This is a genomic window from Lentzea sp. NPDC051213 (assembly GCF_044455585.1).
Taxonomy (GTDB): domain Bacteria; phylum Actinomycetota; class Actinomycetes; order Mycobacteriales; family Pseudonocardiaceae; genus Lentzea.
Genome location: NZ_JBITEX010000008.1, coordinates 185,651 through 204,419, shown reverse-complemented (window position 1 = coordinate 204,419; position 18,769 = coordinate 185,651). Strand labels below are relative to the sequence as shown.

Sequence of the window (18,769 nt, the reverse complement as noted above, 5' to 3'; positions counted from 1 at the left end):
GTGCTAGCGGGGGCCGTTCTGCGTTCAGAAACCCTTGCCGTGCAGGTCGACGGGCAGCGCGACCAGCCGGTGGTTCATGTCGGCCTTCTGCCACTCCAGTTCCTCCTCGGCGACCGCGAGCCGTGCCGCCGGGAAGCGCCGGGTCAGTTCCTCGAACGCGGCGGTCAGCTCGATGCGGGCGAGCGGAGCTCCAAGGCAGCGGTGGATCCCGTAGCCGAACGCGACGTGCTCGTTGCCCGCCCGCGCGAAGTCGAGCGCGTCGGGGTCGGCGAACACCGTCTCGTCGCGGTTCGCCGAGTTGGTCGACACGAACACCGCGTCACCCCGCGGGATCGTCACCCCGAACAGCGTCACGTCCTCCAGCGCGATCCGCGGCAGGCCGGTCGTGTCGTTGGTGGACAACGTGATCCAGCGCAGCAGTTCCTCCACGGCCGCCGGCACCTCCTCGGGGTGCTCCCCCAGCCGCACCCACTCGTCGTGATGGTGCCCGAGCAGCGTCAGGACCGAGCTGGCCAGGTGGCACGCAGTGGAGTCGCCGCCGGCCCCGAGCAGCGTGTAGCCGAGGCCGATGAGCTCTTCGACCGCCAGTCTGTCGTCACCGATCCGCACCTCGGTCAACGCCGACAGCACGTCGTCGCCGGGCGCGTGCATCTTGCCGAACACCAGCGCGGCCATGTACTCGCCGAGCTGCTCCCCCGCCGCGGCCGCCACCTCGGGCGCGTCCACCGCGGCGAACTCCCGGATCAGCCGCGCGAACGTGTCGCGGTCCTCGGCGGGGACCCCGAGCAGGTCGCTGATCGCGATGATGGCCAGCGGGAACGTGAACCTGCCCAGCAGATCCACCGGTCCATCGACGGCTTCCTCACCCGCACGGTCCAGCAGATCGCTCACGAGCTGCTGGATTCGTGGTCGCATGGACTCGATGCGGTCGACCGAGAACGCCTGCGAGACGAGGTCGCGCAGCCGGGTGTGCGCGGGCGGGTCCAGCGAGATGATCATGCCGGGCGGCGCCTGGAACAGGCCGGGGAACTGCGGCGCGGCCGGCTCGTACGACGCGGCGCGGGAGAACCGCACGTCGTCCAGCACCGCGCGGACCGAGTCACGGGTGGTGGCGACCCAGCAGTGGCCGCCACCCGCCGCTGGCAGGCGCACGACCGGCCGCGACGCGCGGAACCCGGCGAACTCCGGCGCCGGACCGCGGTAGCTGGATCCGGGAACGGGAAAGGAAACCACCGTGCGCTCCTGACGTGAGTAGGGGACTTTCCGCACGTTAGGAGGGTCGACCTGAAGCCCGATCTAGTGCCGTTCGAGTGACCGAAGGGACGCTGAGCGTGATCGGCCATCCAGGCGAAACCCCCATTCCGGGAGATCCACCATGACCATCCTCGTCACCGGAGCCCGCGGCAACGTCGGCCGCCGTGTGCTCCAGCGGCTCTACGCGGCGGGTCACAGCCTCCGCGCGTCCGGCCGCAACCCCGCAGAACTCGACGTTCCCGACGGCGTGGAAACCGTCGCGCTGGACCTCAACGACCCGGAGACCTTCATCGCGGCCCTCGCCGGGGTCTCCAAGGTGCTGCTGTACGCGGAGCCGGACGGCATCGTGAAGTTCCTCGACGAAGCCGAGAAGGCGGGCGTCGAGAAGGTCGTCCTGCTCTCGTCCAGCACGGTCGAGGGGCCCGGCTCCGAGAACGACCCGCTGGCCCACCACCACAAGATCGTGGAGGACGCGGTCGTCGCCTCCGGCCTGACCTACACCATCCTGCGGCCCGGTGCTTTCATGAGCAACGCGTTCGGCTGGAGCTACTCGCTGCAGGCGGGCGACACCATCGACCAGGTCTTCACCGAGGCGCAGGTCGCGCCGGTGCACGAAGATGACATCGCTGACGTCGCGGTCGTCGCACTGACCGAGAAGTCGCTCGAGGACCAGTTCGTGCTGCTGACCGGCCCTGAGTCGCTGACCTTCCGCCAGGAGCTGGAGATCGTCGGCGAGGTGCTCGGCCGCAAGCTGATCATCAACGAGCTCACCCGCGAGCAGGGCGAGGCGCAGATGAGCAACTTCGTGCCGCCGCCCATCCTCGCCTCGCTGCTCGCGCAGTGGGAGGCCGCCGTCGGCGTCGTCGCGGACACGAGCGCCACCGCCGAGCGCATCACCGGCAAGCCGGGCCGCACGTTCCGGCAGTGGGTCGAGGAGCACGGCGCGTATCTCGCGTGAGGCACCGAGTCGGGACGGAGCGGCGGCCCGTCCCGGCTCGCGCGTCACCTCAGCTGCGGGTCATCGTGAACGTGATGTTCGAGGTGCCCAGGTTCGTGCCGTCCGCGAGGAAGAACGTGGACGGGCCGGAGCTGGTGAAGTTGTTCGGTCCACTTTGGACGGCGTCCTGGTCGAAGTCGACGTAGGCGAAGTACTGGCCGTTCTCGTCGTAGACCTTCTCGCCGCGGAACTTGTAGTGGAACTTGTTCACGCCGGTAGACCACCACTTGCCTTTCGTGGTGGTGTTTTGCTCGTTGGTGACGAAGGCGTCGCCGTTGGCCTTGAACTGCAGCCTGGTCGGGTGGTCCCCGTCGGTCCTGGTGACGAAGCCCGTCCAGTTGCCGACCGGTGTGCAGCTGGTCGCGTTGGCTGTGGCGCTCAAGCCGGACAGGGCGAGCACTACCGCGGCCGTGATGGCTCCTGTGCGCGCGAGGACGGCCGAACGTTTCGGAGTGAACGTCTGCATCTGTGTGGCTCCAGTTTCCCGGTTGCGTGCGACGGACGCGGGAACCTTGGAGCAGGGCCCTGCAGAACGGCTGCAGCTCGGCTCGAACGCCCTCCCTTCCGCTGGGGCACAAGTCCGTTTCGACCCGTTCGCGGAAAGCTGGGGCGAACAAACGGGTTTCACCGGGGAGGGCGCTGTGACAGAGCTGGAGACAGAACTCTGCGAGCTGTTCGGGGAGGTGCTCGGCGTGCCGGGGATCGAGCCGGAAGACCACTTCTTCGACCTGGGCGGTCACTCGCTGCTGGCCTCCAAGCTGGTCAAGCAGGTCCACGAGCGGTTCGGCGTCCGCGTCCCGTTGCGCAGCTTTTACGAGGATCCGACGGCAAGGGCCGTCGCCAAGCAGCTGGACCAGGCAGCCTAGGAGTTCAGAGATGCGCTGGAATGACCTGTACATCGCCGGTGTGGGCACATATCTGCCCGAGCAGGTCGAGACGGTGGACGACGCCATCGCGGCCGGCCGGTACACAGAAGAGAAGAAGGCCATGAACGGCTACCGGGAGCTGCGCGTCGCCGCGCCCGGTGAGACCGGTCCGGTGATGGCCGCGAAGGCAGGCCTTCAGGCGGTGGAGCGCTCGGGGCTGAGCCCGCTGGACTTCGGCTTGACCGTGCACGCTTCCCTGTCGCACCAGGGACTGGATCTGTGGACCCCGGCCAGCTACGTGCAGGCGAACACCGTCGGTGGCACCGGGCCCGCCTTCGAGGTCAAGCAGGGGTGCAACGGCTTCATGGCCGCGGTGGACCTCGCGGCCTCCTACATCTCGTCGCACCAGGACCTACCGGCCGCGCTGGTGACGGCGGGCGACGCGTTCCACCTGCCGTACTTCGACCGGTGGGCCTCGGAGGAGCAGAACGTCAGCGGTGACGGCGCGGGGGCGCTCGTCCTGTCGAACCGTTCCGGCTTCGCCAGGATCCGCTCGATCCACTCGCACGCCGACTCGACGCTGGAACAGATGTCGCGCGGCTACGCGGAATGGACCACCGGACCGTTCGCGGACGGCCAGACCCTCCAGCTCAACAGCGGCGTGGAGGACTTCCTCAAGAACGCCGACGTCGACCTCGACGACATGATCGCGCGCATCGGCGGCGGGGTGCGGCACTCGCTCAAGATGGCGCTGTACGAGGCGGAGATCGAGCTCGCCGACGCACGCTTCTTCCTGCACCAGCAGCTCGCGGAGACCATTGTGCAGCACGGCATCTGCGGTCTGCTCGGGGTCGATCGCGACTCCACCACGTACGACTGGGCCAAGCAGTACAGCATGGTCGGCACCGCGGACATCGCGCTGGGCCTCGACCACTTGCTGGCCGAACGCGACCCGAAGCCGGGCGACCTCGTCGTCCTGCAGTCCTCCGGCGCCGGCTACGTGTGGACCGCCGCCGTCATCGAGATCCTCGAACGTCCTTCCTGGGTCTGACACACAACGAGAGAGGGGCTCCCCGGCCGGGGAGCCCCTCTCTCGTTCGTTCAGATGTAGAGCGACTTCGAGTTCCAGTCCGGTTCCGGCAGCGCCTTGCGGTCGGTCTTGCCGTTGCCGGTGATCGGCAACGCGTCCACCACGACGAACCCGGCCGGCACCATGTGCTCGGGCATGTTCGCGCGCATGTGCGCCTTGAGGGCCCGCTTGTCCAGCTCCTCACCGGACTTCACGACCCACGCGACCAGCCTGCGGTCACCGCTGGGGTGCGTGCGGAGGCCGACGGCCGCGTTGCGCACCTGCGGATGCTCGGTCAGCGCGTTCTCGACCTCACCGGGCTCGATCCGGAAACCGCGCAGCTTGAACTGGTCGTCCATCCGGCCGAGGAACTCGACGACGCCGTCCGCGCGTTTGCGCGCCTCGTCGCCGGTGCGGTAGTAGCGCTCGCCGTTCCAGCTGCCCCGCACGAACTTCTCCGCGGTGAGGTCGGCGCGGTTCCAGTAACCGCGTGCCACCTGGGCGCCGCCTACCCACAGCTCACCGCGCGTGCCGGCCGGGACCGGGTTCCCCTCCTCGTCGACGATGACGATCTCGACGTTCTGCAGCGCCGCGCCGATCGGGAGGGCACCAGCGAGCACCTCGCCCGCGCCGATGCGATGACAGGTGGCGTACGTCGTGGCCTCGGTCGGCCCGTAGGCATTGACGATCTGCAACTCCGGCACGGCTTCCCGCAGTGCCCGCACGTGCGGCAACGACAGCACGTCACCGCCGGAAATGACCGTGTGCAGACCCTTGAACGCGTCGACGTCGACGTCGATCTGGCGGTGGAAGAGCGCCGCGGTCAGGAAGAGGATGCTGATCTCGTTGCGGCGCAACAGGTCACCGAGTTCTTCTGCCTGCATCACGCCGGGCGGGGCGAGCACCAGGCAGGCGCCGTTCAGCAGCGCGCCCCAGATCTCGAACGTCGCGGCGTCGAAGGCGACAGGGGCGAGCAGCAAGAACCTGTCGTCCTGGCTGATGTCCAGGTAGTTCGGCTCGGTGACGAGGTTCGTGATGTTGCGGTGCTCGATCATCACCGACTTCGGCTTGCCGGTGGAACCCGACGTGAACATCAGGTACGCGAGGTCCTCCGGCGCCACCTCCGGCAGTCCATCCACAGTGGACCTGGCTGGGCACGGCGGCACCTTGAGCGTGGTGAATCCCGCGAAGAACTGGCCGACCACCACAGTGACCTGGGCGTCCGCCAGCATCATCGACACGCGGGACTCGGGATCCTCCGGGTCGATCGGCACGTAGGCCGCCCCGGCCTTGAGAACACCCAGCAGTGCCACCACGAGCTGTGGTGAGCGTTCGAGGCACACCGCCACCCGGTCGCCGGTCCGCACGCCGGCCTCGACGAGCTCGCCCGCCAGCGCGTCAGACCACCTGTCCAGCTCGGCATAGGTCACCGTGACATTCACCGAGCCGGGCTCTGCCGACAGCGCGACGGCATCGGGCGTTCTGGCTGCGCGGCACCGAAACGCATCGGTCACCGATGTGGACATGCCAGCTCCTCTCGCTCTCCCCCATCCTCGGCAACCCGCCTCGAGGGTCCCTCGGGTCACAACTGGCGCTACAGGGGTGTTTGAGCTGCGCGAACAACACTCAGCGCGTCCGCTGCCCCACCCGACCGGAGGCGCATCCCCCATGAACGTCCGCAAGAAGGCACTGGCCGCACTGGCCACCTGCGTGCTCGCAGTCCCCGTCGTCGCCGCCGCTGGTGCCACCGCGAAACCCGACTACAGCGACGCTCTCGTCGGCCGATGGGACCTCACGGTGACCATCCACATCGAGGAGCCGCCGCTGTTGACACCCCTGTTCTGCGACTTCACCGCCGACTACCAGTTGCGCTGCGAGACCAAGCCCGGCTACCCGGACCAGTTGGAGGGCAGGGGGATCTGGACGATGGCCAAGGACGGCCAGTTCAGCTTCTGGATCACCCACCACGCCCACCGCGACCCCAACGGCAACCCGGTCGGCTCGATCAACGCGAGCCACCTCGGCAAGATCAGCACGAACAAGAAGAAGTTCAGCACCAAGGCGCACACCTACATCAACATGAACGACGGCAGCCCGTGGCAGGGCCCCGTCGACATCGAGGGCGCCGCGTTCCGCATCTGAAGCCCCTGTCACCAGAAAGCCCCTCGCAGACCTGTGAGGGGCTTTCTGGCGTGCCGCAACGGGGTCCGCGGACAAGGCCAGAGGCCCCGGGCTGAGTTGCCTGGGGCCTCTGGGTTTCCGATCGGGAGAACTACGCCTTGGCGGTGTCCTCGGCGCCTTCCTCAGCACCTTCCTCGGCCGGTGCGCCCCACTCCTCCTGCTTCAGCCAGCGAGGCAGGAAGGAGGCGAGCAGCAGCGCCAGTGCGGCGAAGCCGAAGCCGACGTACAGGGTGGTGTTGAACGCCGAGGTGAACGACTTGTTCGCCACCTCGTGCGCGTACTTGTCGGCGATCGCCTTGGCCTGCGGGTCCTGTTGCAGCGTGGCGCAGGCACCCGCCGCGACGTCCGGAGTGCCGGCGAGGCTGTTCGAGGAGCACGACTTGAAGGCGTTCGCCAGCTCGTCGGCCTTGGCCTCCGCCACACCGGCGGCGACCAGTTCCTGACGGACCTGCGGCGCCACCGACTCCGCGTTCGACAGACCGTTGGCCGCCAGCGGCGAGAAGAACGCCAGCGTCACGATCGCGATACCGACCGCGAAACCGAGCTGCTGCTTGGTGTTGATCAGGCCCGACGCCGCACCCGCGTCCTGGTGAGGCACCTCCTGCAGGGCGAACAGCGCGATGGGCGTGGCGGTCATACCGAAGCCGAGACCGATCAGCAGCAGTCCGGGCACGAGGCCCCAGCTGGTGATGTCGGGGCTGAGCATCAGCAGGAACACCGCGATACCAACGGCGATCACGACAGCACCGACCTGCAGCACCGCGCGGCCGAACTTCGGCACCAGCGCGACGACCGAGGCCGAGGCGGTGATGAACGCGCCGATGCAGAACGCCAGCAGCGTGACACCGGTGCGCAGCGGGGAGAAGCCCAGACCCTCCTGCAGGAACAGGTACAGGGCCAGCATGAACATACCGGTGAAGGTGAACATGCCCAGCATCAGCGCGAGGGCCGCGGAGAAGCTGCGGTTCTTGAACAGGGCCAGCGGCACGAGCGGCATGCCGTCCTTGCGCTGCTTGGCCCGCTCGTAGGCGACGAAGCCGAGGAAGCCCACGACGGACGCGGCCATCAGCACGAAGCCCCACGCCGGCCAGTGCAGCTCGCGGCCGAAGGTGAGCGGGAACAGCAGTGCGGTCAGGCTGAGCGTGGCCAGGACGACACCGACGAGGTCGAGCTTGATGCGCTCCTGCGCCTTCGACTCGTTGATGTACTTCCAGCCCAGGAGGTAGCCGATGATGCCGATCGGCACGTTGATCAGGAAGATCGGCCGCCAGCTCCAGTCGAAGATGTTCGCGGCCATGATCAGGCCACCGACGAGCGGTGCGATCGTGGCGGCGATACCGCCGATGGTGCCCTGGATGGCGAAGACGACACCCTTCTCCTTGTCGGGGAAGGTGACGTGGATGATCGACATGACCTGCGGCACCATCAGACCGGCCGCGAGACCCTGCGCCAGCCGGGAGGCGACGAGCATCTCGGGGTTGGACGCGATACCGCACAGGAACGACGTGACGACGAAGCCGAGCACGCCGAGCTGGAACATGCGGCGACGTCCGTAGATGTCGCCGAGCCGGCCACCCGTGATCAGGGTGAGCGCGAACGCGAACACGTAGCCCGCGGTGATCCACTGCAGCTGCACGAAGCTCGCACCCAGGTTGGCCTGGATGGCGGGCAGTGCGACGTTGACGATGCTGCCGTCCAGCATGTCCATGAACGTCGCGACGGTCATGATGATGAACGCGGCCCAGCGTCGCGGGTCAGCCGCCGGCGCGTCGACGACCGGGGTCGCCTGCGCAGCGGCAGTCGCCGGAGGCGACTCCAGGCCGGGATTGGTGTTGGTGGAGGTCACGATTTCTCCTCAGGTGACTGATTTTTCGCTGCGCACGACAGGCGATGGGTCAGGACTACTCGTTGTGGCCAGAGAGCCGGTCGAGTTGAACGAGGTCCCACCTCCTGTCTCCAAAACGACGACTGCCGGTCGAGCCATCAGGGTGATCCCCTCCACTTGAGTCCCGGTCAGGTCGCGGCAGAGCGTTTTCCGGACACGGCTGAGGCCCTGGCCACGACGTGGCCAGGGCACCGGGAAAGGCGCAGCTCAGCCGAAGAGCGACGCCGGATACGTGCGCACGGACGCGGTCTCGTACCGCAGGGCGATGTGGCTGGAGCTGCTCACGACGTCGCGCCAGAAGCGTTGCACCGCACCGCCTTCCGCGAGGCCACTGGTGCCGGCGGCGCGGACCAGTCCGCCCACCGCGTCGACGAGGACCTCCGCCGTGTAGGCGCCGTTGCGCTCGTTGCGCGCCATCGCCGCCGGGGTGAACTCGCGGTCGTCGATGACCTTGGCGTTCTGCTCCACCAGCATCCGCGCCGAATCGATCTGGGCGCCGGCGCGGACCAGGTCCACCGCGGACGTCACGGACTGCTTCTTGCCGCTCAGCACCGCGACGCACGCGTCGAACGCCCCCATCGCCGCACCAACGGTCGGAGCGGCGAACGTGAGGCCGCCGACCGCCTGGAACGGAACGTTGTGGCTCGGCACCGGCGACCAGCTGGTGCCGGTCAGCATGTCCGAACGCGCGAACGACAGGTGCTCGGGCACGAACACGTCGTCGACCACCACGGAGTGGCTGCTGGTGGCCCGCATGCCGATGCTGTCCCAGGTCTCCTGGACGGTGAAGTCCTTGCGCGGCAGCGCGAAGAACCTGCCTTCGTCGCCGACCATGCCGCACAGCAGCGCCCAGTCGGCGAAGTCCACGCCGCTGACGTAGGTCCACCGGCCGCTGAGCCGGTGCCCGCCGTCGGTCTTCGCGCCTTTGCCCATCGGCGGCAGCGCCGTCACGACGAACGTGTCCGGACTGGACGCCCAGAGTTCCTCGTGTCCCTTTTCAGGCAGATGCCCGGCGAACCGGGAGGAGTACGCGGACAGCGACGCGCACCACGCGGCGGCCGAGCAGCCCTGCCCGACGGTGAAGACCGCCTGGGTCAGTTCGGCGAATGTACCCTGCGCGCCACCGCGTTCGGCTGCGACGAAGTGCCGCGCGAACCCGGCTTCGCGCAGTGCCTCCACGACCTCGGGGGCCAGCTTGCGGGTGGCGTCGGCCTGCTGCGCGTGTTCTGCCGCGAGCAGCTTGACCTTTTCCGCGAGCGCAACGAGCCCGGTGTTCTGAGCAGTCACCTCGTCACCTCCTGGAGCGTTTCACGCAGCCTGAACGGGCAGGTCGCGGTGAATGGTGCGGGACTTGGTGTAGAGCTCGCCGTCGATGCGCACGAGCACGTCCTCGATGGAGAAGGTCGGCTCGAAGCTGACCTGACCCTCCGCCGTCGTACGCGTCACGAGAGAGGCGTAGGAGACGTTCAGCGTGTTCTCGTCGACTTCTTCGATCAGGTAGTGGTCGTTCCAGTGCCGCACGGCGACGCCCTTGTAGCGGGGCAACGCGGCGCTGGCGCCGGCGATCAGGGCGGCACGGCCCTCGACCTTCTCACTGCGGTGGGCGTGGTCGGTGACCCCGTCCTCGGTGAAGGTCTGGGCGTAGCCCTCGACGTCCAGCGCGTCGAGCAGCCGCATCTGCCGGGCGTAGAACGTCTGAACCTCGATGTGGACCGCAACATTGACAGGGGACACGACAACTCCTCGGTCTGCCGGTTTCGCTACCGCGAATATGGGTGGCACCGCTGGACATCCGGTCGAGCCGTCCTGGTTCGACCTCGGTTCCACCTGAGGTCGAGAGGCCCTCGGCACGGTTGGCGCGACATCCCCTACCAACTCGCGAGGAGGGCCACATGGCCTCAACTCCCGATGTCGCCAAGTCGGTGACGGTCGAGGCAACGATCGAGCAGGCGTTCGCGATCTTCGCGGAACGGCCGATCGAGTGGTGGCCGTCGTCGCACGTGTTCGTCAAGGACCGGCAGGCCATCACGATCGAACCGTTCGTCGGCGGGCGCTACTTCGAGCGCGGTGCCGACGGCGAGGAGATCGCCTGGGGCACCATCACCGAATGGGACCCGCCGAACCGGCTCGTGATGACGTGGCGGGTCGGCCCGTACTGGCAGCCGATCTTCGACGACGAGAAGGCCTCGTTCATCAAGGTGGACTTCGTCGCCGTCGGCCCGAACACCACGAAGGTGACGCTCACCCACGCCGACCTGCACCGCCACGGTGACATCGCCGAGAGCATCCACAAGGCGCTCGACGGTCCGTCACCGGGCGAGACGCTGGAGACCTACGCCGGCGTCGTCGACAAGCACGTCCCGAAGGCAGCCTGAGAGACCCCCGGAATTCTCAGGCGCACGAAGAAACGGCCGCCCCAAGCCTCCGGGGCGGCCGTTTCTGCCTGTCTACGCGCCGAGTTCGAGCGCCTCGTCGTGCGTGCGGTCGACCACGCTCTTGACGTCGACGATCCGGCCGAGCTGCTTGATCAGCTGGGCGGACGTGCGGCCGGACTGCAGTTCGACGACCACGTCGAGCCGGGAGAGGTCGCCTCGTTCGGCGGGCGCGAGGCTGAGCGACTCGACGTCGACGCCACGGCTGGAGAACAGCACGACGATCCGGGCCAACGCGCCGGGTTCGTTGCGCAGCAGCAGGGAAAGCGAATGTCTGGTCATCACTCTTCCTCGTCGAACAGGGGCCGGATGCCCCGCGCGGCCATGATCTCGTCGTTGCCCGTGCCCGCGGCGACCATCGGCCACACCTGGGCGTCCTGTCCCACCACGAAGTCGACGACCACGGGCCGGTCCCTGACCGCCATGGCCTCCAGGATCGTGCCGTCCACTTCGGACTGCTCCTCGCAGCGCAGCCCGACGCAGCCCAGTGCCTCGGCCAGCTTCACGAAGTCGGGGTGCCGCTGGTGGGTGCCGAGCCTGGTGTTGGAGTAGCGGCCGTCGTAGAACAGGGTCTGCCACTGCCGGACCATGCCGAGGTTGCCGTTGTTGATGATCGCGACCTTGATCGGGATGCCCTCGGCGGCGCAGGTCGCGAGTTCCTGGTTGGTCATCTGGAAACAGCCGTCGCCGTCGATCGCCCACACCGTGCGGTCCGGTGCGCCTGTCTGCGCGCCCATCGCGGCGGGCACGGCGAAGCCCATCGTGCCCGCGCCGCCGGAGTTGATGAACGAGCCGGGGCGTTCGTACTTCACGTACTGGGCCGCCCACATCTGGTGCTGGCCGACACCGGCGGTGTAGATGGCCTCCGGGCCGGTGAGCTTGCTGAGCCGTTCGATCACGTACTGCGGGGCGAGCATGCCGTCGGCCGGCCAGTCGTAGCCGAGCGGATAGGTCGTGCGCAGGCCGTCCAGGTACGCCCACCACTCGGTCAGGTCAGGGGTCTGGTGGACGACGGCGCTGAGTGCGGCGAGCACGTCGCGGCAGTCGCCGACGATGCCGACGTCCGCCTTGCGGTTCTTGGAGATCTCGGCCGGGTCGATGTCGGCGTGCACCACCGCGGCGTGCGGCGCGAACTGCGGCAGCAGTCCGGTGACGCGGTCGTCGAACCTGGTCCCCAGCGCGATCAGCAGGTCGGCCCGCTGCAGCGCGGCGACGGCGGGGACCGCGCCGTGCATGCCCGGCATCCCCAGGTGCAGCCGGTGCGAGTCGGGGAACGCGCCGCGGGCCATCAGCGTGGTGACGACCGGAATCCCGGTCCGCGTCGCGAGTTTGAGGAGCTCTCCCGCCGCGCCGCTGCGGATCACGCCCCCGCCGACGTAGAACACGGGTCGGCGTGAGGTCGCGATCAGCTGCGCGGCGTTGCGGATCTGCACCGGCGAGAGCACCGGGCGGGACGGGGCGCTCAGGGTCGGCGCCGTGTAGGTCGTGGCGGAGGACAGCACGTCTTTGGGCAGGTCCACCAGCACCGGTCCCGGCCGCCCGGTCGCGGCGAGCGTGAACGCCTCGGCGATCACCCGCGGGATGTCGGCCGGGTCGTGCACCTGGAAGCTGTGCTTGGTGATCGGCAACGTGATGCTGCGGATGTCCGCCTCCTGGAAGGCGTCGGTGCCGATCACGCTGCGCGCGACCTGACCGGTGATCGCGACGATCGGCACCGAGTCCATGTACGCGTCCGCGAGCGGCGTCACCAGGTTCGTGGCCCCAGGCCCCGATGTCGCCATGCACACGCCCACCCGGCCGGTCGCCTGCGCGTACCCCTGCGCGGCGTGCCCGGCACCCTGCTCGTGGCGCACCAGGATGTGCCGGATCTTCACCGAGTCGAACAGCGGGTCGTACGCGGGCAGGATCGCCCCGCCCGGCATCCCGAAGATCACCTCGCAGCCGACGTCCTCAAGTGCCTTGACCAACGCACCTGCACCGGTGGTATCCACGGTTGCTCCCGAACGGGTTCAGCCCGCGAGCTGACGCTCCAGCTGGCGAGGGGACAGAGGCTTGTCGAGCGACGGTTCGGAGCTCAGGATCGCCCGCTGCAACTGACGCAGCCTTTCGGACGGCTCAAGCCCCAGCTCCTCGATCAACGTGTCCCGCAGCGACTGGTAGGCCTCCAGCGACTTCCACTGCCGGCCCGCCCGGTAGAGCGCGAGCATGTACTGCGCACACAGGTTCTCGTGCATCGGGTGCTGCGCGGTCAGCACGGACAGCTCGCTCAGCAGCGACTGGTGCTTGCCCAGCTGGAGGTCCGCCTCGATGCGGGTCTCCAGCACGCCGAGACGGCTCTCCTGCAACCGGGTGACCTCCATGCCCAGCCGGACGCCGATCTGCACGTCCACCAGAACCGGCCCGCGCCACACGTCGGCGGCACTGCGCAGCAGCCTGCTCGCGGATTCCAGGTCGCCGACCTCGAACGCGCGCTGACCCGCACTCGCGAGCCGCTCGTAGCTGCGGACGTCGACGCTCTCCGGCGGCACGTCCAGCATGTAGCCGCCATAACGGGTCACCAGAACGTTCTTCGCGACCCCCGGACCCTCACCCGGCATGGCCGCCTCGATGCGCCGGCGCACCTGCAGCACGTAGGTCTGCAGCGTCGTAAGTGCGCTGCGTGGCGGTGTCATCCCCCAAAGCTCTTCGATCAATGTCGGAACCGTGACGACGTGCCCGGCCTGCAGGCCCAGCAGCGAGAGCACCTGGCGGGGCTTCACCGCGCTCGGCGCGATCGAGACGCCGTTCTCCCGTGCCTCCAGCGGTCCGAGAACCTTGATCTCCATTGGAGCCTCCCCTGATCAGCGGCGGTCGACTTGGTCGTGCCATCAAGTTCACCTGAGCCGGGCTATCGAACGCCACGTATCCGGCCATGACTCCAAGATGGCCATCTACTGCGCCGGACGTGAGAAATTCATATACTCAAACGAACCCAAACCGTCCCGCCCGGTAATCATCCGAACACATGCGGTAGCAATCGGAAAAAATACTGGTCCTTTCGCGTGATATTGACCGGCGGATCAAAGCGGCAGAACGTACTGCACCGATTCAGAACGGCGCCTTGAGATGCCCTCACCTGTCTAGTATTCGGGCCTGGGCGCGTGCCTCAGTACTGCCGCAGTACCGGGGAACCACCGTTGCTCTGGGGCGGTTTGCTCTTGGGGGGCAAGTTGAATGCATCGCCTGCGATACCGAGATACCGCGCGATCATCGTCGCGGTCTTCGCCGCGGTCTGCCTGACCGACCTGACCCGCGCGCTACTTCTCGCCGGCAAGACCACCGAATTGGCGGTGTCGGTCATTGATTTAGCGGTACTTGTACTACTGCAAGTGACATTTTTCCGCCCGCTGAGCCCGTTGCGCCGCAACCTCGTGCTCTTCGCCCAGGCTGCCCTGCTCGTGCTGCCGTACGCCGCGTTCGGCCATTCCTGGGCGGGCGTCGCGGGCCTCGTCGCCGGCAACGCCCTGCTGGTGCTGCGCCCCGTGTTCGGCTGGACGGTCTTCGTCGCGACCGTGGTGGCGACCGGCATCGCCCAGGCCGCCCACGGCGAGGCGATGATGGCCACCACCGCGACCGCGCTCCTGCTCGCGGGCCTCGCGACCGGCTTCGCCACCCACCGCACCCTGGTCGCATTCCCGGAGATCGCGCTCAACCCCGCCCCCGTCCCCACCCCGGTCCCCGTCGCCGAGACCGGGGTCGACACCGCCGTGGCCGCTGTCGCCGCCGAACGCGTCCGCGTCGCCCGCGATCTGCACGACCTCCTCGGCTACAGCCTCAGCGCGATCAAGCTCAAGAGCGAACTGGCCCACCGGATCGTCGTCGAATGCCCGGACCACGCCAAAGCGCACATCAGCGATATATTGGATATCACCCACCACGCCCTGGCCGACGTGCGTTCCCTGGCCCGCGCCTACCGCCCGCTATCGCTGGTCGACACGTCCGACTCGGCCAAGGCGATGCTGGCGGCGTCGAACATCGACGTCCGCGTCGAACTCCACCACGAGCCGCTCTCCGAGCCGGTCGAATCGGTGCTGGCCGCGGTCCTCTGCGAGGCCGTCACGAACGTCCTGCGCCACAGCGACGCCCAGACCTGCACCATCGGCGTCCACCAGCGCGGCACCACCGTCCTGCTGGACGTGATCAACGACGGCGCCGCCGCCCGCCCTGTCTCCCTCGACTGCAACGGCGTCCGCAACCAGGCCGAGCGCGTCAAGGCCGCCGGCGGCACCTTCAGCGCCCGCCACGTCGGCACCGACTCGTTCCACGTGCACGCCGCCATCCCGGCCGCGTCCCCCACCGCCTGATATCCAATATATCGGCCGCTCACGCCACAACTGATCTTCCCCCACCCCTTCTGACCAGCCCCCTAGCAATGAGACTTTGGACTTCGTCGTCAAAAGACTCGTTGCAAAGGCCGCGGCGGCGGGCACTCAGGCGGGCGTCAGAACCAGCCGGACTTGCGGGCGATGCGGACGGCGTCGACGCGGTTGCGGGCGTCGAGCTTGGCCGTGGCGGCCGTCAGGTAGTTGCGGACCGTGCCGACGGACAGGAACAGCGTCGTGGCGATCTCCATGGCGTCCGCGCCGTCGGAGGCGAGCCGAAGCACCTCGAGCTCGCGCGGCGTCAGGGGGCACTCGTCGGTGTCCCACGCAGAAAGAGCGAGCTGGGAGTCGATCACCCGGCGCCCGACGGAGACGCCGCGGATGGCATCCGCGAGTTCGCCCACGGGGGCGTCCTTGAGGATGAAGCCGTTCACGCGGGCGTTGAGAGCCCGGCGCAGAGTGCCCGGCCGTCCCAGGCTCGTGAGAATGAGCGTGCGGGTCTCCGGGACGGTGTCGTGGATGACGGTGGCCGCGGAAAGGCCGTCCATCCCCGGGAGGTCGATGTCCAGGACCGCTACGTCCGGTTTGTTCTTCTCAACAGCGGCGATGATTTCGTCACCCGTAGCGACCGACGCGACGACCTCAATATCCGGTTCGAGATTCAACAAAGCGACCAAAGCACCGCGGACCATTTGCACGTCCTCGGCGAGTAGCACTCTGATCATCCGACCCCCTTGCTTGCCCCCAGGTCACCATTTCGAGTTTTACACTCGGTGACCATGCAGGACAAGCATTGAGGCCGACTGCGCTCAGCGTTACTCCGTATGCGCTAAAGCCAATTAATAACCGTAATCGGCGGATGACAAAGGGTCACCGGTCGCTCACAGATAGCTCAAGGACCGAATCGGGAAGCAGCCCGGCTCGAGCAGTGCCCGAGGGCGAGGGGCTACAAGCGATTCGGCCCGGGAACTCGTGACTCAGCGGGTCTCTCCCCACCGCTCCAGCAGTTCGAGACCGCCGTCGACGGTGATGACCTGACCCTGGATCCACGCGGCCTCGTCGGTGCAGAGCAACGCGACGGCGTTGGCGATGTCCTCTGGCAGGGTGACGCGGCCGGACGGGCTCTTGATCGCGAGCCGGTCGACCAGGTCCGGATCGATGTTCATGGGGCCGTTGTCGACGACCGTGGTGACGACGGCGTTGACCGCCACCTTGTACCAAGCCATCTCCAGCGCGAGAGTGCGGATCACGCCGTGCACCGGCGTCACCGTGTAGCCGGCGACGACCACGCGCCCGCCGTCGACGAGCGCCTTGGCAAGCGGTTCCACGATGTTGAGCAACGGCGTGAGGTCCGGCGACACGGCGTGGTGGATGAACACGTCGAGTTGCCCGCGTTCTTCCTTGACCCGGTCGAGCAGCAGCCGCACCGAATGCTCGTCGTGGATGTCCAGCTGGGTGACGGTCACCGAGCCGGGCTTGCCCGCGAGCACGGTCTTGGCGCGCTCGAGGTCGACGTCGTCGTCAGATGTCGTGAGGATGACGTGTGCGCCGTTGTCGCAGAGCTTGCTCGCGATGGCGAGACCCAGCCCGTGCGTTCCCGACGTGACGAGAGCGATCTTGTCGTCGAGTCCTAGGCGCGTGTTGACCGGTTCGATCATGATGCTGACCACCTCGTTGTCCGCGTGGTGATCGACGTTGCGCCCGGCCGCTAGGGCCGAACTCGACTACTTCTTGCGCAATCCCTCCAGGACCCGCAGGATCGCGCGTTCGACCTCACGCCCGGTGCGCTTCGGATCGGACGAACTCGCGATGGTGCTCGCGCCCGCCGACAACGCGCCGAACAGCAGGCGCGCCATGATCTCCACGGGCAGGTCCTCGATCTCCCCCGCGTCCACGAGCAGCTGCACGGAGGCCCTCAGCAGACCGAAGCTGAACTGCTCCTCCGCCTCGCGCCAGCGTTCCCAGCCCATCACCACCGGCGCCTCGTGCACGATGATCCGCTGATATTCGGGATCGAGGCACTTGCGGACGTACGCGCGCAGGCCCGCGACCGCGATCTCCCACGGATCGCCCTCACCGGTGATCACCGCGGTGAGCGACTCGATCGACTCGGTCTCGACCTGCGCGAACACCGCCTCGAACAACGCCTGCTTGCCGCTGAAGTGGTGGTAGAGGGCACCTTTCGTCACGCGGGCGCGCTTCACGACCTCGTCGAGCGAGGTTCCCGCGTACCCGCGCTTGGTGAACAGGTCGACCGCGCTGTCGACCAGCGCCTGCCTGGTCGCCTCCGAGTACTCGGCGCGTCGTGTTCGCACGCCCGAAACGTATCTCACATACCGTCGGTACGTACCGGTGGTATGGTCGTGTCATACCGAGGGTATGCGAGAGACCGGGGGTACGAGACATGGGCTGGGCCGATCACTACCGCCGCCGCGACGCGCTCGACGCCGTCCTGCGCGACGCCCGCCGCGACCCGTCCGCACCGCTGATCGTGGATCCGGACGTGTTCTCCTCACGCAACGAACTGCTGCTGGCGCTCGACCACCGCTGGCACAACAAGCTGACCGCCCGCATGGAGACCGCCGCACTGGAGGGCCCGGTCGACGAGGACCGCGTGACCGCCGACCTCGCCGCCGACGAGCCCACGTTGCGCGCGATCCTCGACGCACACCTATCGCTCGGCAGTTACCGGGCGGTAGGAATGACCCCATGAGTCGTTGGACCGAAGCCGACATCCCTGACCAGACCGGCCGCACCGTCCTCGTGACCGGCGCGAACTCCGGTCTCGGCCTGCGCACCGCCCAGGTGCTCGCGGCCAGGGGTGCCCACGTGATCATGGGCTGCCGCTCCACCGAACGAGGCGAAGCGGCGAGGCGGACGGTCACCGGTTCCGCCGAGGTCCTCGAACTCGACCTCGCCGACCTCGGCTCCGTGCGCGCGGCGGCCGAGAAGGTCGGCCCGCTCGACGTGCTGATCAACAACGCGGGCATCATGGCCGTCCCGCTGGGCACCACAGTGGACGGCTTCGAGCGCCAGTTCGGCACCAACCACCTGGGCCACGCCGCGTTGACGTGGCTGCTGCTGCCCGCGCTGAAGCAACGTCCGGGCGCACGCGTGGTCACCGTCGCGTCTCTCGCACACCAGTACGGCCGCATCGACTTCGACGACCCGAACTACGAACGTCGCTCGTACAGCTACCGCGGCTCCTACGGGCAGTCGAAGCTCGCGAACATCCTCTTCGCGCGTGAGCTGGAGCGTCGCTCGCCGGACGTCACGTCCATCGCGGCACATCCCGGCCTCACGGTCACCGAGCTGACCAACAACACAGCCGACGCGCACAAGTCGTTCTTGCTGCGGATCGGCGGCCGGATCAGCCACCTGGCCTCGCAGTCAGTCGAGATGGGCGCGCTGCCGCAGCTGTACGCGGCGACGTCACCCGAAGCGCGCGGCGGCCAGTACTACGGCCCGGACGGCTTCAACGGCATGCGCGGCCACCCCGCCGTCGCGCGGATGACCTCGGCGGCCCGCGACGATCTCGCCGCGACCCGTCTCTGGGACCTCACCGTCAAGCTCACCGGGATCACGCCGGATCTGCCCTAGGGGGTGCCGGCGCCTTCACCATGGGGGGAGTCGGGAAGGCACCGGCGAGGCCCGGTCGTCACCTCCGGGCCGGGAACATCTTCAGCCCTGCGGTGTTGTTCATGTTCGACGCCATGTGCGTAAA

General features: G+C 68.0%; 19 protein-coding genes and 1 pseudogene. 8 read left to right on the top strand and 12 right to left on the bottom strand.

Annotated features, from left to right (window positions below; all coding sequences use genetic code 11):
* Positions 1 to 24: 24 nt before the first annotated feature.
* Positions 25 to 1,269 (bottom strand): cytochrome P450, encoded by a 1,245-nt coding sequence (locus tag ACIA8G_RS32750; RefSeq protein WP_396422566.1) that lies wholly within the window; start codon positions 1,267 to 1,269, stop codon positions 25 to 27.
* Between the two features lie 106 nt (positions 1,270 to 1,375).
* Here ACIA8G_RS32750 and ACIA8G_RS32745 point away from each other — a divergent pair, with 106 nt between their 5' ends.
* The gene (locus tag ACIA8G_RS32745; RefSeq protein WP_396422565.1) at positions 1,376 to 2,212 is read left to right on the top strand and encodes an NAD(P)H-binding protein; all 837 of its coding nucleotides are present in this window, start codon (positions 1,376 to 1,378) and stop codon (positions 2,210 to 2,212) included.
* Between the two features lie 49 nt (positions 2,213 to 2,261).
* On the opposite strand, the gene ACIA8G_RS32740 is transcribed toward ACIA8G_RS32745, so the two are convergent.
* Positions 2,262 to 2,717, bottom strand: a complete 456-nt coding sequence (locus ACIA8G_RS32740) for a hypothetical protein (protein ID WP_396422564.1) — start codon at positions 2,715 to 2,717, stop codon at positions 2,262 to 2,264.
* A 175-nt stretch (positions 2,718 to 2,892) separates the two neighbouring features.
* Here ACIA8G_RS32740 and ACIA8G_RS32735 point away from each other — a divergent pair, with 175 nt between their 5' ends.
* Together ACIA8G_RS32735 and ACIA8G_RS32730 are read left to right on the top strand one after the other, a co-directional pair.
* On the top strand, positions 2,893 to 3,117 hold the full coding sequence (locus ACIA8G_RS32735; protein WP_396422563.1) for a phosphopantetheine-binding protein: 225 nt from the start codon (positions 2,893 to 2,895) through the stop codon (positions 3,115 to 3,117).
* Positions 3,118 to 3,127: 10 nt separating this feature from the next.
* Complete coding sequence (locus tag ACIA8G_RS32730) at positions 3,128 to 4,168, top strand: ketoacyl-ACP synthase III family protein (RefSeq protein ID WP_396422562.1); 1,041 nt, start codon at positions 3,128 to 3,130, stop codon at positions 4,166 to 4,168.
* 50 nt (positions 4,169 to 4,218) lie between these two features.
* Here the strand turns inward: ACIA8G_RS32730 and ACIA8G_RS32725 are convergent, their stop codons facing one another.
* Positions 4,219 to 5,712 carry an amino acid adenylation domain-containing protein gene (locus tag ACIA8G_RS32725; protein WP_396422561.1) on the bottom strand — a complete coding sequence of 498 codons (1,494 nt, stop codon included), beginning with the start codon at positions 5,710 to 5,712 and terminating at the stop codon, positions 4,219 to 4,221.
* Between the two features lie 142 nt (positions 5,713 to 5,854).
* Here ACIA8G_RS32725 and ACIA8G_RS32720 point away from each other — a divergent pair, with 142 nt between their 5' ends.
* On the top strand, positions 5,855 to 6,328 hold the full coding sequence (locus tag ACIA8G_RS32720) for a hypothetical protein (protein ID WP_396422560.1): 474 nt from the start codon (positions 5,855 to 5,857) through the stop codon (positions 6,326 to 6,328).
* Between the two features lie 130 nt (positions 6,329 to 6,458).
* Here the strand turns inward: ACIA8G_RS32720 and ACIA8G_RS32715 are convergent, their stop codons facing one another.
* The 3 genes from ACIA8G_RS32715 to ACIA8G_RS32705 all read right to left on the bottom strand — a co-directional run bounded on the left by ACIA8G_RS32715 (position 6,459) and on the right by ACIA8G_RS32705 (position 9,986).
* The gene (locus tag ACIA8G_RS32715; protein ID WP_396422559.1) at positions 6,459 to 8,213 is read right to left on the bottom strand and encodes an MFS transporter; all 1,755 of its coding nucleotides are present in this window, start codon (positions 8,211 to 8,213) and stop codon (positions 6,459 to 6,461) included.
* A 246-nt stretch (positions 8,214 to 8,459) separates the two neighbouring features.
* Positions 8,460 to 9,539 (bottom strand): hydrolase, encoded by a 1,080-nt coding sequence (locus ACIA8G_RS32710; RefSeq protein WP_396422558.1) that lies wholly within the window; start codon positions 9,537 to 9,539, stop codon positions 8,460 to 8,462.
* Between the two features lie 21 nt (positions 9,540 to 9,560).
* Positions 9,561 to 9,986: a nuclear transport factor 2 family protein gene (locus ACIA8G_RS32705; RefSeq protein ID WP_396422557.1), complete on the bottom strand. Its 426-nt coding sequence runs from the start codon at positions 9,984 to 9,986 to the stop codon at positions 9,561 to 9,563.
* A 158-nt stretch (positions 9,987 to 10,144) separates the two neighbouring features.
* On the opposite strand from ACIA8G_RS32705, the gene ACIA8G_RS32700 reads away from it, so the two are divergent.
* On the top strand, positions 10,145 to 10,627 hold the full coding sequence (locus ACIA8G_RS32700) for an SRPBCC domain-containing protein (protein WP_396422556.1): 483 nt from the start codon (positions 10,145 to 10,147) through the stop codon (positions 10,625 to 10,627).
* Positions 10,628 to 10,699: 72 nt separating this feature from the next.
* Here ACIA8G_RS32700 and ilvN read toward each other — a convergent pair whose 3' ends face one another.
* The 3 genes and pseudogenes from ilvN to ACIA8G_RS32685 form a co-directional block, all read right to left on the bottom strand.
* Entirely contained in the window at positions 10,700 to 10,966 is a 267-nt protein-coding gene (gene ilvN, locus ACIA8G_RS32695; protein WP_396422555.1) for an acetolactate synthase small subunit, read from the bottom strand.
* Positions 10,966 to 12,693 (bottom strand): annotated as a pseudogene (locus tag ACIA8G_RS32690) (acetolactate synthase large subunit); the annotation flags it as partial. The gene ilvN and the pseudogene ACIA8G_RS32690, both read right to left, overlap by 1 nt.
* On the bottom strand, positions 12,694 to 13,509 hold the full coding sequence (locus ACIA8G_RS32685; protein WP_396422554.1) for a BTAD domain-containing putative transcriptional regulator: 816 nt from the start codon (positions 13,507 to 13,509) through the stop codon (positions 12,694 to 12,696).
* A gap of 543 nt (positions 13,510 to 14,052) precedes the next feature.
* Between ACIA8G_RS32685 and ACIA8G_RS32680 the strand changes: the two genes are divergently transcribed.
* Positions 14,053 to 15,027, top strand: coding sequence for a sensor histidine kinase (locus tag ACIA8G_RS32680; RefSeq protein WP_396422553.1), 975 nt, complete (start codon positions 14,053 to 14,055; stop codon positions 15,025 to 15,027).
* Between the two features lie 137 nt (positions 15,028 to 15,164).
* Here ACIA8G_RS32680 and ACIA8G_RS32675 read toward each other — a convergent pair whose 3' ends face one another.
* From ACIA8G_RS32675 to ACIA8G_RS32665, 3 genes are all read right to left on the bottom strand, one after another.
* The gene (locus ACIA8G_RS32675; RefSeq protein ID WP_396422552.1) at positions 15,165 to 15,770 is read right to left on the bottom strand and encodes a DNA-binding response regulator; all 606 of its coding nucleotides are present in this window, start codon (positions 15,768 to 15,770) and stop codon (positions 15,165 to 15,167) included.
* Between the two features lie 252 nt (positions 15,771 to 16,022).
* Positions 16,023 to 16,703: an SDR family NAD(P)-dependent oxidoreductase gene (locus ACIA8G_RS32670; protein WP_396422551.1), complete on the bottom strand. Its 681-nt coding sequence runs from the start codon at positions 16,701 to 16,703 to the stop codon at positions 16,023 to 16,025.
* Between the two features lie 66 nt (positions 16,704 to 16,769).
* A complete protein-coding gene (locus ACIA8G_RS32665; protein ID WP_396422550.1) occupies positions 16,770 to 17,360 on the bottom strand; it encodes a TetR/AcrR family transcriptional regulator in 591 nt (196 codons plus the stop codon).
* An 89-nt stretch (positions 17,361 to 17,449) separates the two neighbouring features.
* Here ACIA8G_RS32665 and ACIA8G_RS32660 point away from each other — a divergent pair, with 89 nt between their 5' ends.
* Positions 17,450 to 17,758 carry a hypothetical protein gene (locus ACIA8G_RS32660; protein WP_396422549.1) on the top strand — a complete coding sequence of 103 codons (309 nt, stop codon included), beginning with the start codon at positions 17,450 to 17,452 and terminating at the stop codon, positions 17,756 to 17,758.
* Positions 17,755 to 18,645: an oxidoreductase gene (locus tag ACIA8G_RS32655; protein ID WP_396422548.1), complete on the top strand. Its 891-nt coding sequence runs from the start codon at positions 17,755 to 17,757 to the stop codon at positions 18,643 to 18,645. The genes ACIA8G_RS32660 and ACIA8G_RS32655 overlap by 4 nt, the downstream gene beginning before the upstream one ends.
* Positions 18,646 to 18,769: the final 124 nt, after the last annotated feature.